The sequence below is a fragment of the Candidatus Epulonipiscium sp. genome, from assembly GCA_012519205.1.
Classification (GTDB): domain Bacteria; phylum Bacillota; class Clostridia; order Lachnospirales; family Defluviitaleaceae; genus JAAYQR01.
In genome coordinates this window covers 25,750-44,302 of the sequence record JAAYQR010000026.1, presented here as the reverse complement: position 1 = coordinate 44,302, position 18,553 = coordinate 25,750, and the positions used below count along the sequence as shown (strand labels likewise).

Annotated in this window: 14 protein-coding genes; 3 read left to right on the top strand and 11 right to left on the bottom strand. The window is 34.7% G+C overall.

Translation table 11 applies throughout. The annotated features are described in order from the left end of the window. Positions 1–130: 130 nt before the first annotated feature. Positions 131–2,152, bottom strand: coding sequence for an S-layer homology domain-containing protein (locus GX308_08500; GenBank protein NLK22097.1), 2,022 nt, complete (start codon positions 2,150–2,152; stop codon positions 131–133). A 505-nt stretch (positions 2,153–2,657) separates the two neighbouring features. On the opposite strand from GX308_08500, the gene GX308_08495 reads away from it, so the two are divergent. Further along, positions 2,658–5,786: an Ig-like domain-containing protein gene (locus tag GX308_08495; protein NLK22096.1), complete on the top strand. Its 3,129-nt coding sequence runs from the start codon at positions 2,658–2,660 to the stop codon at positions 5,784–5,786. A gap of 48 nt (positions 5,787–5,834) precedes the next feature. On the opposite strand, the gene GX308_08490 is transcribed toward GX308_08495, so the two are convergent. The 5 genes from GX308_08490 to GX308_08470 all read right to left on the bottom strand — a co-directional run bounded on the left by GX308_08490 (position 5,835) and on the right by GX308_08470 (position 11,780). After that, positions 5,835–6,170 carry a hypothetical protein gene (locus GX308_08490; GenBank protein NLK22095.1) on the bottom strand — a complete coding sequence of 112 codons (336 nt, stop codon included), beginning with the start codon at positions 6,168–6,170 and terminating at the stop codon, positions 5,835–5,837. 79 nt (positions 6,171–6,249) lie between these two features. Then, a complete protein-coding gene (locus GX308_08485) occupies positions 6,250–7,086 on the bottom strand; it encodes a hypothetical protein (protein NLK22094.1) in 837 nt (278 codons plus the stop codon). An 83-nt stretch (positions 7,087–7,169) separates the two neighbouring features. Continuing rightward, entirely contained in the window at positions 7,170–8,714 is a 1,545-nt protein-coding gene (locus GX308_08480; protein NLK22093.1) for a TolC family protein, read from the bottom strand. 19 nt (positions 8,715–8,733) lie between these two features. Further along, positions 8,734–9,489, bottom strand: coding sequence for a hypothetical protein (locus tag GX308_08475; protein NLK22092.1), 756 nt, complete (start codon positions 9,487–9,489; stop codon positions 8,734–8,736). A 74-nt stretch (positions 9,490–9,563) separates the two neighbouring features. Continuing rightward, positions 9,564–11,780 (bottom strand): copper amine oxidase N-terminal domain-containing protein, encoded by a 2,217-nt coding sequence (locus GX308_08470; GenBank protein NLK22091.1) that lies wholly within the window; start codon positions 11,778–11,780, stop codon positions 9,564–9,566. Positions 11,781–12,110: 330 nt separating this feature from the next. Between GX308_08470 and GX308_08465 the strand changes: the two genes are divergently transcribed. Beyond that, on the top strand, positions 12,111–12,863 hold the full coding sequence (locus GX308_08465; protein NLK22090.1) for a copper amine oxidase N-terminal domain-containing protein: 753 nt from the start codon (positions 12,111–12,113) through the stop codon (positions 12,861–12,863). A gap of 99 nt (positions 12,864–12,962) precedes the next feature. Here the strand turns inward: GX308_08465 and trxA are convergent, their stop codons facing one another. Next, positions 12,963–13,280, bottom strand: a complete 318-nt coding sequence (trxA, locus tag GX308_08460) for a thioredoxin (protein NLK22089.1) — start codon at positions 13,278–13,280, stop codon at positions 12,963–12,965. A gap of 144 nt (positions 13,281–13,424) precedes the next feature. Between trxA and GX308_08455 the strand changes: the two genes are divergently transcribed. Beyond that, the gene (locus tag GX308_08455) at positions 13,425–13,610 is read left to right on the top strand and encodes a hypothetical protein (GenBank protein ID NLK22088.1); all 186 of its coding nucleotides are present in this window, start codon (positions 13,425–13,427) and stop codon (positions 13,608–13,610) included. On the opposite strand, the gene GX308_08450 is transcribed toward GX308_08455, so the two are convergent. From GX308_08450 to GX308_08435, 4 genes are all read right to left on the bottom strand, one after another. Then, a complete protein-coding gene (locus GX308_08450; GenBank protein NLK22087.1) occupies positions 13,599–14,840 on the bottom strand; it encodes an MFS transporter in 1,242 nt (413 codons plus the stop codon). The genes GX308_08455 and GX308_08450 overlap by 12 nt on opposite strands. Before the next feature lie 118 nt (positions 14,841–14,958). Then, entirely contained in the window at positions 14,959–15,699 is a 741-nt protein-coding gene (locus GX308_08445; GenBank protein ID NLK22086.1) for a peptidylprolyl isomerase, read from the bottom strand. 104 nt (positions 15,700–15,803) lie between these two features. Continuing rightward, on the bottom strand, positions 15,804–17,372 hold the full coding sequence (locus tag GX308_08440; protein ID NLK22085.1) for a UDP-glucose--hexose-1-phosphate uridylyltransferase: 1,569 nt from the start codon (positions 17,370–17,372) through the stop codon (positions 15,804–15,806). A 12-nt stretch (positions 17,373–17,384) separates the two neighbouring features. Then, complete coding sequence (locus GX308_08435) at positions 17,385–18,545, bottom strand: galactokinase (protein ID NLK22084.1); 1,161 nt, start codon at positions 18,543–18,545, stop codon at positions 17,385–17,387. Positions 18,546–18,553 lie beyond the last annotated feature (8 nt).

Here is an 18,553-nt window from a genome sequence, read left to right as displayed (position 1 = left end):
ATTTCAGGAAATAATCAAGTAAAATCTACTAAATAATTTTTATTAAGGTGTTTTTTTGAGAACGCGTTCATAATTGGTGCTCTTGCCTTTGAAGAATGCATAAAAAATAAGGGGCAGGAAATCCCGCACCTTATTTGGCTATTATATTAATTGTACTTGCTTGGTCACTGCCATAACTTTTTAAGGTGATAACTATAAGCATCTCTTCTTCTAAATCCCTTCTATTTAATCTTTTATCCCCTCTAAAGACCTCTACCTCTTTTTCAAGGCGTATACGCTTAATCCCAGTAAAGTCGGAATTAGTTCTAAGGTCTAAATAGTTATTAATAAAATCTATCCCATCAATATATCCTTGAACCGTAGTCACCTGTGTTTGGTTACCCAGTGCCATTTCTTCAATTTCTAGGCTATCTAAATAAGCCTTTACCTTTTGACCTAAACGTACATCATATAGGGTAAGGTTTTCATTCCTATTTCCCCTTGCAATCCTTGCCCCGTAAATAAGAGGATAGGTCTTTACACTATTATCATTAAGTCTTATAGTTATTTTTGATTGGGTGGCAGATATTAATACTTCTTCAATGATTCCCTCAACCTCTGAGGCAAAGCCTTCGGCATTAATCCCCACTACCTTATCATATTCCAAATCTAGGGTAATCTTATCCCCTATTCTTAAATCATTCCACGCTGCATTTTCCAAGCCCTTCTTGGCTATTTTGATGTCTGTTGGAATTTGGTACTCTAATGTCTCCTGATCAACCTTTATAATCATACTATTTAAACTCTTTATTCGTTTTTTCTCCACTAAGCTACCTATAACTTCCCTTTGTTTGTCCATAATAACTGCCTTGTAAAGAAGATTTCCTTTGACTTCTGCTATAATAATGTTTCCTTTTGTAATATCTATCGGCAAGATGGTTTTATTTCCTTTTGTGATTATGGTATTAGGGTTGATATTATAAAGTTCAACTTCCTGCCTTATCTCACCTTGATATCCTATGTATTTTACCATAATGTTTATACTGGTGTTCCCTACCGCCTCAACTACTCCTTCTAGCCTCCTAGTAGAAACAGGGGTTGTTTCTGTATTGGTATTGGTATTTGTATTGTCTGCATTGGTATTCGGGCCTGGATTTGGGACTACGGGCTTAACCTCTTCAGGAGATTTTTTATCTTCTTGTACTATAATCTTAGAAATATAATCCACATTGTTTTCCTTTATTGGCTGTATCAATACCTTGTTTCCTTTTTCAATGCTTTCTATATTAGTCTCTTTACTTCCAATATAAAACCTTGCACCTTCTTTTATGGAGTAATAGGAAGTTTTATTATTCCCATCTTGTATACCTATATAACCATTTCCTATATATGTTACTGTACCGTGAATATAGATTTCCTTTTCATCGGTCAAATCCTTATCCTCTTTCACTTTACCCTTATCTGTTGAATTAAGAGTCATAGATTCAACTAGAACTTTTGCTAAAACAGCTTTTGTCACTTCTCCTTTTGGGTTAAATTCGGAACCCTGAAAAATTCCCGCCTGTCTTAGATAGGCTGCATGAGGCCTTATAGATGAGCTGATAAGGCTCTCATCATCAAATCCTGTTGTTAAAGTATTTTTTAGGGCTTCTGATTCTTTTCCTATTAATCTTACAACAAATGCTGCCATGTCTTCTCTTTTAAGAGAACGAACTACCTCTGTACCACTTTCTTGTTCTATTATAAATTTAGCTAGGTCCGTTTCTTTTAGAATCCCTTTATAAAGGAGATAGGCAATTTGCTGGTTATAGTTTTTGTATTGTTTCTCCCATCTTGTAAAGCGATTAGTATAGTTTGTTAATATGTTTTCATTTTCCTTATAGGCTTGTTCTTGTAATTGTTTTTGCTCCGCCGTAACCTCCTCTATTAAAGGATCCTTATATCCTGCCACCTTTGCTGCTATTTGGGAAAACTCAAAATAATCCACTATCTTATTGGGTTTGAATTCATTTTGCAAATTTCCTGTCATCCACTTTTTATCTGATACCTTTTGTATGGATTCGTAAGCCCAATGGACTTGGGCTACATCTGTATATTGCACCTGGGCAAAGGCAGAAGTTGAAATACTAAAAGCTATCGTTAGGGCAAGTCCTATTTTCCCAATGGGTTTCATATATATCCTCCTTATATCATTTATTCTATGTATTTTTACATAACCTACTATATTTCTACTATTATTTTATGTTAAAAGAGGATTATATGCAAGTATTTCCATACAAAAACCCATCAAATATCCTATATAAAAGCTATCTACCTTATATATCGATATAAAAGATACCTTTACGGGAATTTGCCATTTTTTTTATATTGCTTGAATCCTATCAGTTAGATACAATAATCTTGTAGTTGATAGACATAAGTCGCAAACATAATCAATGTGCTCTAGTCATTTCTATTATTACCATTCTCTCTTGACCATGAAGCGTAACCCCTTTCGGGTAAATACAGGCACTTCTAATGCTTTCAAAATCAGTTTTCTGTAAACTGATGATAATTTTGGCAACAAGAAAACCCTTGATTATGTTAACCACATCAACTATAATAACTTTGTAGTTGGTCGACATAAGTCATCAACATAATGTAGTGTTCAAAGCAAAACAAATAAGGAGGAAAGCTTAATGAACAATCTCAAAAAGAAAATATTATCCTTTGCATTGGCAACCTCTGTGGTTCTATCTTCCACAAGTATGGCTTTTGCAGGAAGCTTATCTAAACAAGATAAGTTAGATACCTTAACAGATCTTGGAATCATCACAGGAGAAGGCAATGGTGTTGTTGGAACTCAAACAATGACAAGATATCGTGCCTTCGTAATGCAACTTAAAATGATGGGCAAATATGAAGAAATGAATAACTTTGCCTGGGAAGGTAAAACAACATTTAAGGATGTTAATGGAAGTCACAGTCAATTTATTCGTAAGTTGGCAGCGTACTTAAAAGCACACCCTGAAATCGGTATCGCAGGGGATCACCTCGGAAACTTAAATCCAATGGGAACTGTAAGTGCTCGTGAGTACATGAAAATGATGTTAGTTCGCCTTGGATACGTTGAAAATGTAGATTTTACATGGGTATCTATTCCTTTGTTTGCACAATCTAAAGGTTTAATTGAATCCGTATCTGAAGTAGAAGCATCAAATATTCAAGTGCTCCAAATTGCAGATTTCACATACGAAGCATTGCTTTCTAAACCCGTAGGCAGTGATAAAACTCTAGCTGAAAACCTAGGTTTAAACGTGGCTTCTCTTGAATTAAATCTAGATAAGGTAGAAGGTATTACCGAAAAAGAAACCATTATTATTTCTGGTTCCTTAAATACTGCTGCAACCATAACAGTAAACGGCAAACAAGCTACAATAAAAGATAATAAATTCTCCGCTGAGGTATCCTTAGAACTAGGGGAAAACACAATTAAAGTAGTTGCTGTTGATGCCAAAGGTATAAAAGTAGAAAAAACAGTTAAAGTCCTTAGAGAATATAAAGATCTTAAAGTTCTTAAGGTTATAGGACATAACTTAAAACAATTTACTATCCAATTTTCTAAGGAATTAGATAAAGATACCGTAACCAATGCGCGTTTAGGCCTTGGAGCAGAAGATATCTTCGAAATTTCCAAAGATGGTAAATCTGTATTGGTAACACTAGACACTGCTCTTCGTCAAACAACTGATACCAAATACACCATCAAAGACATCAAAGATACTAAAGGAAATAAAATCGAAAAAACAAGTATTACTGTAAATGTATTTGACAACGAACTTCCTGAAGTTGAAGACTTAACTGTAAAAGGAAACCAATCTATCACAATCACATTCAGTGAACCTGTAAAAAATGCTGATACCCTTGCATCTTACAAAGTAGATGATGCTTTGGTTCGTGGTTCTATCGAAGCTAATAGCAAAAACACAGTATTTACTATTACCTTTAGAAATGCTCTTAAGGACGGGGACCATACCCTTTCTATCAGTAGCGATATAGAAGATGCTGCAGGCTTCAATCTAAAAGCTGTAGAAATGGACTTCACAGTAGAAAAAGATGAAGATGCACCAGAAGCTGAAATCATTAGCGCTACTCAAAATAAAGTAGTAATAGAATTTAGCGAAGAAATCAAAGGATTAGCTCCATCAAAGGTAACATGGAAATCCGGAAGCAAAACAGGTAATGCATCCGAAGTTACTCAAGATAGCGACAACAACCTTCGCTATGCAATTAACTTTAGCAACGGTAACTACCTACCATTAAACGGAGCAACTCTTATCGTTAAAAATGTAGAAGATTTTTCCGGTAATGTTGCAAAAGAAATTAAATTAGACGTAATTCCAGAAATCGATCTTGCAAGACCTGAAGTAGTAAATATCGAAACTGACGATAACAGTCAAAACATTCTTTATGTAACATTCGATAAAGATGTAAATACCAATGGTGTATATACATTAATCGATAAAGACAACAAAGAAAAAGCTGCAGCTGATATGAGATATGCAGATCCAACTAAGAAAAACAGAATCAAAGTAACCTTCTCTTCTGTAGCGGCAGGGGACTATACCTTAGAAATCAGTGGTGTAACTGACCTTTCTGCTTTAGAAAACGAACTTCTTCCTACACTAGAAGAAATAACAATCAACGACTTAGAAAGAGTATCTATTGATTCTTACAATATAGTAGGAACAGGGGAAGATATGAGAATCCTCATTAAATACTCTGAGGAAGTAGATAAAGCTACAGCATTAAACAGTAACAGCTACAAATATCGTATAGGTGGATTATTCTACAACCTTCCAAGCGATGCAGAAATCACATTACTAAGCGATAGAAAAACAGTAGAAATCAAATTCCCATCTGAATGGTCTGTAAATGGCAACAACTACACTCTATCAGATAACTATGACGATATCATAGCACTTCAAGTACAAAATGTGACTGACCTAGCGGGAAATGAAATCTACACTGTTGCTCTTGATTTAACTACTGACGGTGGATTAGACCTAGCAGCACAGGCTCCAGTAGTAGAAGAAGTATCCGTAATAGGCAAAAATGCTCTTGAATTAAAATTAAATCACCCAATCAATGAAAGCACCCTTGATAGAAGGGACTTCATCATCAGAGAAAAAGGAAACAACCAAGCACTATCCATCTTTAGCATAGAATACAAAGATGCCAATGATGAATACAAACTAATTCTTCATGTAAGAGAAGACTTAGAACAAAACGGTAAATTCGATGCTGCTTTATTAAAATTAGAACTTGCTCAAAGTGTATCCACAGAAAACATCTATGGCACTACCCTAGGATTACTAGGAAGCGTATCCCATATCGATGCAATCGATAAATATGCACCAGAAGCAACTGTAGAAAAAGCAGTATACGGAAATAAAACAGAAATCGTATTTGAAATTGGAGAAACTGTTCAATTTGGATTTGGTGGAGATGTATCTCTTGAAACAACTTCTGAAACAGTAAATGATGTAACTACTGTAACCCTTGCAAAAGGTACTGCAGCTAATGACTTATTAATCAGCCGCTTTACAGTTAAGAAGGGTAGTAAGAAACTTGCAATCGAGAAAATCCAAATCGTAAATGGAACAAAAATAGTTCTTGTAATCAACGATGGTAATGAAAACTGGAATGGACAAAAATTGGATGTAACATTTAACGCATTAGACAATACAGCATACTCTATCACAGATACTAATGGAAATATCTTAGAAAACCTTAATATGGAAGTGTCTGTTGAAAACATTAACTAAGAAATAAAACTAGGGGACCATTAAGATCCCCTAGTTTTTTATTTCAATTTATTGTTCACGGATAATTTTAAATCTTGGTTCCGGTTTACTTTTTATTTCTTTAATTTCTGAGTCCAATTTATTATAAATTAAATCAATTTTGATATCTATTCCTCTAATTTCCTCTTTCATCTCTACTCTAAATTCATACAATTCTTTCTCTAAATTATCTAATCGTTTATCCACTTTATCTAATCGTTGGTCCATCTTATCTAGTCGCTGATCCATTTTATCTAGTCTCTGGTCCATTTTATCTAATCGCTGGTCCACTTTATCTAGTCGCTGATCCATTTTATCAAAACGACCCATGATGATTTCAAGTATTTGTTTTATGTCTTTATCCACATCATCACTCCTCTCATATAATATTATATATCCCTAATGTGAACTTTTCAACAGATAAATAACTGATGAACCAGCTTCATCAGTTATTTATTAGATAATTTATGGCGGTTTGTTTGAGTGAAATATTGTTTGCTATTTCTTGTTGTGTATATTCCCACTCTAAGGCTTTGTTAATATATTGGACTTTATATTTTTTTAAATTTCTATATCTTTTTCCGTCTTTAATGTCTTGTATTATATCTCCATCTGGAATTATCATTTTTAGTATGTCATCAAGGGATGGTCTTGTTGTCTTTTCTGTTGCAGCTTTTTTGATTTCTTCCTGTGCACCTTCCCTAATACAAGTAATTTCTTCTATGGAATCTTCACTATTTATAATTCTTTTACTAATAAAATCCTTGTATGTAGCTATTGCGTGTTTTCTGTTCTGGGATATCATATTAAGAATTAAATCTATATCTACAAGCCCATTATAATTAGTTCTATAGAAATAATCACTACTCCATTTATAATCTTCTACCCTGGTGCATATATGTGCCTTTATGGGATTTTGATGAATGTATCTTATAAGTGAAAATAAATACTTTTCATCTTGCACTAATATTGATTTATATGGACCTTGAAATACGTGTCCTATTCTTTCATACTTACTATTAAAGAATCTACTGTATTGTAAATTTATCCTATGCATAACATCCTGAAGCTTTGCTCCTAAGGTTTGTAAGATAAGATGGTAGTGATTATCCATCAATACAAAGGCATATACCTTATATCCAAGCCCCTTCTTATATTTTTTTAGAAGTTTTATAAAATAACCTCTATCAACTTCTTCCCTAAAAATACTACTCTTATTATTTCCCCTTTGAATTATATGATAAACTCCGCCTATTCGTTGAATTCTCCACTTATATGCCATAAAAAATCACCTCCTAGCTGCATTATTGCCAAGAGGTAATGAAATATACAATAACTGATGAAGCTGGTTCATCAGTTATTTAGTTAGCGGGTGAGAAGAAATGAATTGTTGAAAGTATATAGTTTTTGAGCATGATTAGCTATAGTTTCTTCTAATTCTATTTGGGCCATGAGAATTGCTAGTTCCCCTTCTTTTAAATTAGCTTCAATTATCATGCCAAGGTCGTATTGAGCTTTTAGTATATCGTATTGAGCTTTAGCCTGTTTTAATGCTAAAGCATTTACTTCATATTTCTCCTCAAGTCTTTTAATTTCATTATAGGTAGTGTTTAAGTTATCGCGAAGGTTTTGCTTTGCTTGGGTTTCTTCAAGCTTTGTCTTGGCTAAGGCATTATTTCTCATATTCCAAGAATCATTCACACTTACCTGTCCTGTAATATTGACATAGCTATTGAGATTGAATTCTGCAACTTTTACATTTTCTTTTTGTAACATAATTGATGGATCTCTTACTAATGCTCTTTCGATAAAAGCATTTAATTGAATTTCATCCATATCCATAGGGGTATATTCAGCATTGTAATCTAATACGAATCTCTCTTTTTCATTTGCTCCGATAAGTCGATTTAAATATATATAAAGATCATCAAGATTCTTTTTAAGAAGCTCTAATTCTCTTTGCTTCTTTGAATAATCTTGCTCCGCCTTTATTTTATTATATCCGCTTTCTTGCCCTAATTCTGCTTTTTTCTTTGTGATATCTAAGTTAGTTTTATCCAGTTCTAGTGCTTTACTTGATAATTCTATTGCCTTTTTAAGTGATTTGATAGAGTCAAAATATACCTTCACTTGATATTTTATGGCTCCTTCTGTAATTTCCCTTTGATATTTTTGTGCTTCTACACCATAGTCTGTTTGAACTAAAGCACTGATTGCACCAAGATGCGCTAGATTCTCTTGTATCATTTGTTCTGGTATTGCATTCACTCCATCTGATGGAAGAGCATTTATAATAACTGCATTTCTTGCATTTTTCTGTTGTTCTTCAATTGTCTTTGCTTGTTCTTCCAAAATTTTTAGGGATACGTTGTTTTTTAGGGCTTTATCTATTGCCTGTCTATAGGTTATCTTCGTTCCTATTTCATTTATAGTAAGAACCGGATACTCCACTAGCTTTACTTCTTCTACTGGCTTTTCAGGGGTGGTATCAATTTGAATTATATTATTATCTGAATCCCATATCACTTCTGCTCCAAATAGTTCCCCAACAAAGCATAGGGGAACCATGATATTCCCATCCACCCGTTTTGGTGCAGCAGTCAATTCAACTTGTGTCCCATTTTTATATGCTATTTTTCTTCCTGGTATTAGTTTAATTTCTGTATCTATATTTTTTGCCACAATAGCACCTGTATCCTTATTCCAACTAACTGTTGTCCCCAACGCTTCGAATATTTCCCTTAATCCGACCAATCTAGTATTGTCTTCAATAATTGGTGATACTTGAAGTGGCTGGGAAATACCATTCACCTGAAGGGTAGGGATATTAGCTCCATAGACAGGGGCTACAGAGGAAATCATTGCCATGGCTAAAACTATAGATGTTATTTTTTTAAGGGGTTTTTTCACTTGCATTTTCCTTTCTTTATTAGTTTAATTTTATATCAAAAGGAACTTCTGCATATTTTCCGCTACCATCATTCTTTAGAACTTTTAAGACTAGATGAATTCCTTTTGAATCTTCTGGGATGTTTTTAAATATTATGAAACCCTCTTTTATTTGATCCTTTCGTACATCGTGATACCAACTCTCATCCCACCTTGCACTTGTGATATCGGATATATTATAGGTGGTTCCGTCTACCTCAATTATAGTCTCACTTTGAATCAGTTGTAACGGGGTAAATTCCTTGTTTTTAATAGCTACAAATATTTTTGTTTCATTATCACTTTTTAAGACAGTTTGTACTGTTACATCCATATCAATATACGTTTTTAAAATCGGATAAGTCTGATAAATTCTTGTATCTTTTTCTTCTACTTCTTTTACATCCTCTATTTCTTTATCATCGTCTTCCTTGGGCATTTCCTTGTAAATTATTTTCTCAATTACTTCAGGCTCTGGAGTTTTAATCTCTACTTTTTGAGTTTGGGCATTCCAGTTTATGGGCATATTGCTTCCCTCAGCTATAAAGCGTATAGGCACATATACTGAATCCTTATAAATAATTGCCGGTTTATCCTGTGGTGGTTTTTTTTCTTCTCCATTGAATTCAAATCTAATATGATTTCCTAGATATGCTGATATTAACTTTGAACTCTGTGCTAATACTCCCGTCGACATAGTTAAAATACTACCCATTACTGTTCCAATTATTATATATCCTATTTTCTTTTTTAACATAATAGCCTCCTATAAATTATATTTAAAAGAGAGACCCCCTAGGGGGTCTCTCTTTTGTATAGGGTTAGTTATTTTTAGTTAAATGTAACTGTCTTAGTTGCATCTTCCCAAGTATATGGAACATTTAATGCACTAGCAACCCAAGCGATAGGAAGGAATGTTCTTCCATCTACAACTTCTGCTGCTGTATCCATTTGAAGAACTGCACCGTTTACTACTAATTCTTTGCTTCCAACTTTAACTTGGATTACACGATCTCCAAGGATTGTAGCTGTCTTAGTAGCTTGATCCCACTTAATGTTTTGTGGTTCAATACCTAATGCATATGCAACATATTTTACAGGAAGCATTGTACGTCCGTCTTTGATATATGGAGCTGCATCAGCTACAGCAACATCTTCTCCAACTGTATACTCTGTAGCGCCTACTGTAAAGGAAACTTTTGATAATGAACCAGAAACTTCTCCTTTATGAGGAGCTGGTGTAATGATTTTAATGAAATCTTCTACTTCTATTGCATCAACGTTAAATTGGTATTCATCATTAATTGGACCATCTACTTCTTTAAAGTTAGCTACTACTGCATCATCTAAACGGTTTCCACCGATTAATAATGAATAGGAACCTTCTGGTAATGAACGGCTAATATCTACGGTTAAACCTTTAACTACGATTGTACTTGCTTCTTTACTTTCACGTTTAACTTCCATAGACACCATTCCATTTGCTACTCTTGCATCACCAAGTACTAAGTCACCTGTAACTTCTACAACTGGCTTGTAGTTCTTATTGAAGCCCATGCTTTCTGCTCTGAAAGAAAGTACCTTTCCTCTTTTGAAAGCTCCTGCTTTTGTTTCAGTGATTGTAACATCATTAACTGCTACTTCTCTATATCCAAGTTGTACTTCTGCTGTTTTGATAGCAGCTTTTACAACTGGTACAACTTTTGCTAATGTAACTTCAAATGCCTCTGGTAATGCCTGACCTGATACTTCCGCAACAAGGTCTCCTTCAACTCCACCTTCGATAGAACCCCAAACCTTAAGAACAACTTTACCCTTTTTACCAGAGTTAACTTCAATGTCACTTAAGATAATGATATTTCTATCAGCATTCACGGTGATTCTTGAATCAGATTCATCAACGCCTTTGAAAGGTGCTCCTGCAATTTCGCTAGCATCGTCTACTTTTACTCTTGTGATTTTGAACCATTCTGGATATTCAATTACTGTTCTTCTTTCAGATGCCCAAGAGTTAACAGTGTTTTCTTCAATTACTAACTTTTGAAGTTCATGGTCACCTTTTTCAGCATTTTCTGGATCATTTTCTAGATCATTCATTTCCCATTTACCAGAGAATAATTCGTTTGGATCTCCGTCAGCTTTTACTGTTACACCATATTCGATGTATTTACCTACTTTAAGAGTTTCTTCAGTAATGTTGCTTCCTGCGAATTTAACATTAACATCACCGAATTCAGCATCTAATGTAGATTTTAATTGAAGATCTTTAATAATGATTCTTCCATTTGTATTTTGAGCTGTACGGGTAGCTCTGTATTTGATGATAAGAATTTCTTTATTATCGTTTTGATTACATCTTCCGTACTTTTCATATTCTGAGCTGCACGGGGTTATTGTATCAAATCCGCCAGCTGCTTCTAAGGTTACATTTGCTAATCCATCTACCCATTCGAATCCTGCTGGTGCAGTTAATTTAATTTCTCTATCTTCTGTGTTCACTTTTTCGATTGAACCTGGTTTTAATTCTTCAATCATAATTGTGTCCAATTTAAGTGAATTTGGGAAATCTGGTGTTCCTAAAACAGTTGTTTTAGTAGAACCGTCTCCTGCGTTTGCAATTACATATGAACCTGCAGAAATATTTGTTGCCATTGGATCAATAGTTACTTTCGCTTCACCTGCATCTGTTACTTTTACAAACATAGGAACACGAAGTTCATCCTCACCATTTGTAACTGCTCTTTTTAATGTAAACTCTACCATCTTCTTTGTGATTACTTTGTAAGCAAATTGTCCTACTATTTCACCTGTAGCTCCTGCATCAGATCTCCATTCAGCATTTTCAAATGTTAAAGTGAACTTTTCACCTAAATTAACATCATCTCCTGCCTTAGGATTAATAATTAAATTTGTGTCGTTTAGTTCTGTGTCTTTCTTAATTGTTGGTACTTTGTCAATACGGTTATCAGAAGCCGCAAAGGATACCATTGGTAATGATGCAATAACCATTACTCCAGCTAATAAAGCTGCTAGCTTTCTTTTTAACATTTCTTTTCCTCCCTTGATTTTGTTTTGTTTTGTTTTTTCAGAGATATGTCAAATCCTGCTAATCTCTGCTTTACAAAATAGATTATAACACTGCAAATTTTACCAGTCAACAAATTTGATAGATATGTAACAATACTGTAATATTGTCCACAGTTTATAACAAATCTGAAAACTGGTGGAATATGCCTGCGGAAATTATTATAATATGGAATTATTTTCTTTGCAAGGGGTTTTTGTTTTTGTAATACAGACGTAATATTGTATTGAAGTTTTTTTGTAATTTTGATATAATATCCTCAATTTACACTTTATATAAATAAGGAGGATTTCATGAGAAAATTTAGTTTAAAATCATTTTTAGTTGGATTCTTAACTTGTACTATGCTTAGTGGCAGCTTATCGTATGCTGCACAGTATAAGCCTATACAAGTAGCTGTGGATGCAGTAAAAAGAATTATTGTTAATGGGGCTGATAAGACCCCTACTTCTTTTAAACCCTTTATGTATGAAGGAAGAATTTACGTCCCCTTAGCATATATTGCAGAAGCACTAGATATGCAAACTAAATGGGATTCTAAAACTTCTACAGTATATATAACTAGTAATGGAGCTATCGGTGAAGATACTTATGTAAATGGCTTTTCATATGAAGACTTCAGTGCAGCAGGTAAGTTAGTTGTTAAAGATGACAATGGTAAGAAACTATTTTATTTAGAAGGGATACAGCCCGATAAGTATAGGAATAGTACTGCTTCCTCTACAGTATCTTATAAACTAGAAAATTTCTCTAAGTCAAAGGATTCAACTAAATCAGATAAAGTGTTTAAACACCTAGTGGGGAAATTTGGATTTCTCAGCGGTGGAAATAATACTGAAGATATCCATGCGCAACTAATTCTTTATGATGAAAATGATAATATTCTTTATCAAAGTGATTTCATTAGGGGAAATATGAATCCCATCAATCTTAATGTAGCTATTGATAATGTTAAGAATCTAAAAATAGAGATTAAAGCAAGTTCTTTTGAAAAAGGCGCCAAAGCAAATATTGGATTCGTAGATTTGAGGTTATCGGAAAATTAAGAGGGTGGAGTAAAGGCCATCTTCACTGAATTATTGTTCTCTATGTAGGTAAATATAAAAAATAAAACCTATCTTCTTTAACGAAGATAGGTTTTATTTTTACATTAGGGTATTTAGTTTATCTATGAGTTTATCTTTAGGTGCTGCTCCTACCATTTGATCTACTACCTCACCGTCTTTGAAAAATACTAGGGTTGGGACACTCATAATTGAATACTGGGCTGCTAAGTCCCTGGCCTGATCTACATCTATTTTGTATACTTTTGCTTTGCCACTCATTTCTTCTGAAAGTTGATCGATGATAGGTGCCATCATTTTGCATGGTCCGCACCAAGTAGCGAAAAAGTCTACTAGGACCGGTTCGGTTGAGTTAAGTACTTCTGTTTGAAATTCTTGAGATGTTAGTTCTTTTGCCATTATTGTTCTCCTTTCGTGGTTGCGAACAGACATAAAAGCCTGCCCTTATAGGAATAAAATATAATAAAAATATGATTTGATGTTATACTATATAGAGTATAGTAATTTTAAAGTTAATATGCAAGAAAGATGGAGGTATTTTTTATGAAATCTTATGAAGACTTAATTCAAGAAATCTCTAGTACGGGAATTCCCCAAAAACCGTTTTTTACAGTGATGCAGCTTAAGGATGGCCATGTCTTTACCATCGAGGCGGATTCCACAGAGGAGCTTTATAGTTTAGTTGTGGCTATGGAGGACGAAGCCAAAAGAGAAGGACTACTTGACTAGTTCTACTTTTTTATACATTATGAGCATCATCCCTGCCATCATTGCCCCTGCACTTAAGAATGCCACTTGATAGTTTATCCCTTCTATGATTAACCCCATAAGTATTGGTCCTATGGCAGATAAGGGGGTAAATAGGATAGCAGAAAGCCCAAGATAAGTGGCTCTTTTTTCTTCTCCCCCCAAGGATATTATGAAATTTGATTGGGTTACTAGTACAACACTTTCTGCTATTCCATGGAGTATGAAGATAAAGTATAACAAGCCTATACCTCTTATATTACCCATTAGGAGATAGCTTAAAAGATATATGAAATGCCCTGCTATCATGGCGAATTTAAACCCTTTTTTATCATTGATTATACCCCATATAACCGAGAAAATACTTCTACTAATTAGCCATAGGGAGGTCAATAAGGCAACTTCCTTGGGGGTAATGGACAAAATTTCCTTAGCATATACGATTCTAAAGTTTGCTGCGGCATTACCTATTATGGCAAGACCTATAGAACATATGGCAAAGGTAAAGTTTTTGTCTTCCTTAAGAATTGTTAATAGGTTTTTTGCATATTTTAAAAAGGATTCCCTATTGGTGTTTCTTACAAAATCCGGCTCTTTCATTTGCATAAGTACAATGTAAGATAATGTGGTAAAAACACCTACTAATATAAAGATTAATCCATAATTAAATGGAAATGATAAAAACCCAAGGGCCACTACACAAAATAAGGCACCTAAAAATTCCGCACCGCTGGTGATTGCCGTTCTAATGCCAAAAAACCTTCCCCTTAATCTTGACGGTACTACTTTAGCTATCATGTCCGTCCAGGTAACGTTAATTAGCCCCGTTAAAAGGGAATATAGACCATAGCTTATATAGACACCAGCTATCATCCATGCGGAACTTTTTATAAAAAGTACGGATATGCCCATAAAAAACCACATAAGACGCTGTGATAGGGCAATCCATTTTAGTATTCTTAGGTTGTTGGGCTTTGATTCTATAATCTTAGCCATAAATATCTGTGGAAAATTAACTAAAACTGTTGACATGGTTGTCAAAAGCCCTATTAGTATATTATTTTGCACATACTGACTTATAAAAAATATTATGGTAGTAGTAAGAGGTGCCATCCCTGCTCCAAAAGCAAACAATACTCCATCCATGATGGATAAGTACATATTTTTGTTTAAATGCTTTTCTACAAAACCTTGGTTTTTTATTATATCCATAACATCCCCCAACTTATTTTAGATTATAGGAAGTCCGTAGTGGCCCTTTTAGTTATGACTTTTAAGATCCTTCATTGACTAAGGATGAATATAACTTAAGCTTTTTGATATTCTTCGACTATTTTTCGAACTTGGTTATTTCTATTTTTTCAATGATTACCGAATCTTTTGGTGCATCTTTTATTCCCGGTTCTGTCACCTCTACGGCTGCGATGGCATCTACCACATCCATTCCTTCAAATACTTGTCCGAATACGGTATGCCTAAAATCAAGATGGGGAGTTCCCCCTTTTTCTTCGTATATTTTTACTAATTCCTGTGGATACCCTGCTTGCTCTAATTGTTCTAGGTATTCTTTTTCAAGGAAGTTATTTTGAACTATGAAAAATTGACTACCATTAGTGTTGGGTCCTGCATTTGCCATAGAAAGAGCACCCCTAAAGTTAAGGATATAGGGGTTAAATTCATCTTCAAAGGGTTCCCCCCATATGCTTTTACCCCCTGTGCCGTCGCCATTTGGGTCTCCTCCTTGTATCATGAAATTTTCAATTACCCTATGGAAGGTTAGACCATCATAGTAGCCATCCCTTACATGAGTTGTAAAGTTTTCTACTGCCTTAGGGACATATTCCGGGAAAAGACGGATTTTTATTATCCCCATGCTGGTAGTCATTATAGCTATTTCTTCCCCTACCTGTGGGGTATCAAACTGGATAATTTGCTTAGGCTGATTGTCATTTTTATCTTCAGATTGCTTAGTTGAACACCCTGTAAGGGCTATGATAAGTATACATAGGAGCCATAGTGATTTTTTCATGCTTTTCTTCCCTTCTTCTTGTTTTAATTTGTTGATTATCATCTAGTTATTATAGCATAAATAGAGAAAATAGGTAGTGCAGTTTTTAGGGAAATAAAGGGAAGAAAAGGGCTTGTTATCTTTGGCAGTATATAGGCCCCACAGTATTATGATTGTCTAAAATTCATATGGCTTAGAAACCTTTGGAAGGATTGCTGCCCTTCTTTAGTTTGTTTGTAAACCCCTGCGTGTTCTAGGGCCGTTTTAAATTTTAGGGCAGTTTCTTTTTCTAGAATGGTTTTGGCTTCTGTTTGGGAATTCGATATACCATAAATAAATGTTAATTCTTTTATCCAAGGAATATGCTGATTTAGTTTTGGATTAAGTAACAATTGGTTTTCTAAGGATACCCTCCCTGTTAATATCTCTTTTATCAAATTAAGCTCTAGGCTTAGGCGGCCTGGAAGTACTGCAAGACCCATAACTTCTATCAAGCCTATGTTTTCTTTTTTTATATGATGGACTTCCCTATGGGGGTGGTATATACCATCTGGGTATTGGTCACTGGTTCTATTGTTTCTAAGTACTAAATCTATTTCCCAATTTCCTGTTTTATTTTTGCGCACTATAGGTGTTATGGTGTTATGAGGCATATCAGTATGGGCTATGATGCCTGCTTCTTTATCAGTATAATTTCTCCAGGTTTCTAGAATATAAAATGACAAATCCTCAAGCTCAACCCTGTTAGAACTATTTAATCTTATGGCAGATAGGGGCCATTTAATAATTCCAGCTTTTACGTTTTTGTACTCAGGATGGGTAAAGCTTTTTATAGTTTCCGCCATTTCCATAGGAAATCTATGTCTTCCCCCCTGATAATGATCGTGAGTTAGAATTGAGCCTCCCACTATGGGAAGATCTGCATTGGAGCCTACAAAGTAATGGGGGAATCTCTCAATAAAATCAAACATCCTGATAAAACTCTGGTTTGTTAGCTTCATAGGAGTGTGGTTTCCATTAAAAACGATACAGTGTTCATTATAATATACATAGGGGGAGTATTGAAAATACCAGTTTCCCCCTCCTAGATTCAGGGGTATTACCCTGTGATTCTGTCTTGCGGGATGATTTACTCTTCCCGAGTATCCTATGTTTTCTATGCATAAAAGACATTTTGGGTAGCTACTTTGAGGGGAGCTTTTTGCTGCTACTATTTCTTTTGGATCTTTTTCTGGTTTTGATAGGTTAACTGTCATTTCCATCCTTCCATATTCTGTAGGGATATTCCAGTATAGGTTTTTGTTTATACGGTTCATACGGATATATGTGGTATTCTTGGAAAAGTCATAAAACTTATTTGTGGCTTTTTTTATGCCTTCTTCTTTTTCTAGATACTCGAAATCTTTTATTACCTCTCCTTGCCTAGGGGTTAGTATACCCATAATTTTGGTGTCAAATAAATCCCGATGGGTAATGGTGTTTTCCTTTATGATTCCCCTTTGGTAGGCGTAGTCTAAGAGATTATCTAGTATATGATATATATCGTAGTTTTTAGGAGAGGTGACATTTTCACTCCCCTTATTTGATAATCCCTTAGCGCCATAAGGTTCCTTAATTTTTAACACTTCCATCAGAGCATTCCTTATAGGAATAGTATCGTATTTTGTTATAAGTTCTTTATCTAGGGCATATTGTATGAGATTTTCTATATCCTTTTGTGGGTAAAGGTTTTCCATGGGTGCTCCTTTCTAATCAATTTTTCTTGCTCCATCTTTGATATTGGCTATGTAAAATTCTGGATTTAAACCAGTTATTCTTTTATAGTTTTCTCCTACCTGCCGTATAAATTTATTTACTGCTTCTTCCTTAACTATGGATATAGTACATCCTCCAAAACCTGCTCCTGTCATACGGGAGCCTAGGACCCCTTCTACTTTCCATGCCTCTTCTACCATGGCATCTAGTTCGTCACCCGTTACTTCATATAAATCCCTCAGGGATTCATGGGATTGGTTTAGGAGTTTTCCAAAAGCTGTGATATCCCCTTTTTTGAGTTTTTTTACAGCCTCTTTTACTCGGGTATTTTCATATATGACATGCTCTGCTCTTTTTCTTATAACTGCATCGGTTATTGTAAGTTTATTTTCTTCAAATTCTTCTGGGGTGATAGCTGCAAGATTATCTACATTAAGACAGGTTTTAAGAGCTTTTAGAGCTATCTCACATTCTTTTCGCCTTTCGTTGTATTTGGAATCTGCCAATTCCCTTCTTTTATTAGTATTAGATATTATTAATTTCATTTGCTTTAAAACTACTGGTACATAAGTATATTCTAAAGTGTCACAATTTAAATACATTGCCATATCTTTTTTGCCCATGCCTATGGCAAATTGATCCATAATTCCGCAGTTGACACCTACGAATTGATTTTCTGCCCTCTGTGAAAGCCTTACCATTTCTATTGGTTCAATATCACAGGTGAAAAAATCTTTAAGAAAAACTGCTGTAAGTACTTCTATAGAAGCTGAGGAAGAAAGTCCTGCACCGTTGGGGATATTCCCATAATATAAGACTTCAAATCCCCCTAGTTTAAAGCCTTCTTTGAGGAATTCATGCACTACTCCCTTAGGATAGTTTGCCCAATCATCTTTTTCATCGTATTGGATGTTATCCAAATCTACAGTGACTTCTAGTGGCAGATTTAGGGATGCTAGTTTTATCTTATTGTCATTTCGTTTTCTAGCTAGGGCAAAGGTTCCAAAGTCTAAGGCACAGGGGAATACATGACCCCCGTTGTAGTCGATATGCTCCCCTATTAGGTTGATACGCCCTGGAGCAAAAAATAGGGATGGGCGTGGCCCTTCACCAAAGGTTTTGGTGAAATGGGTTTTTAATTGCTCATTATTCATTTTGGGTC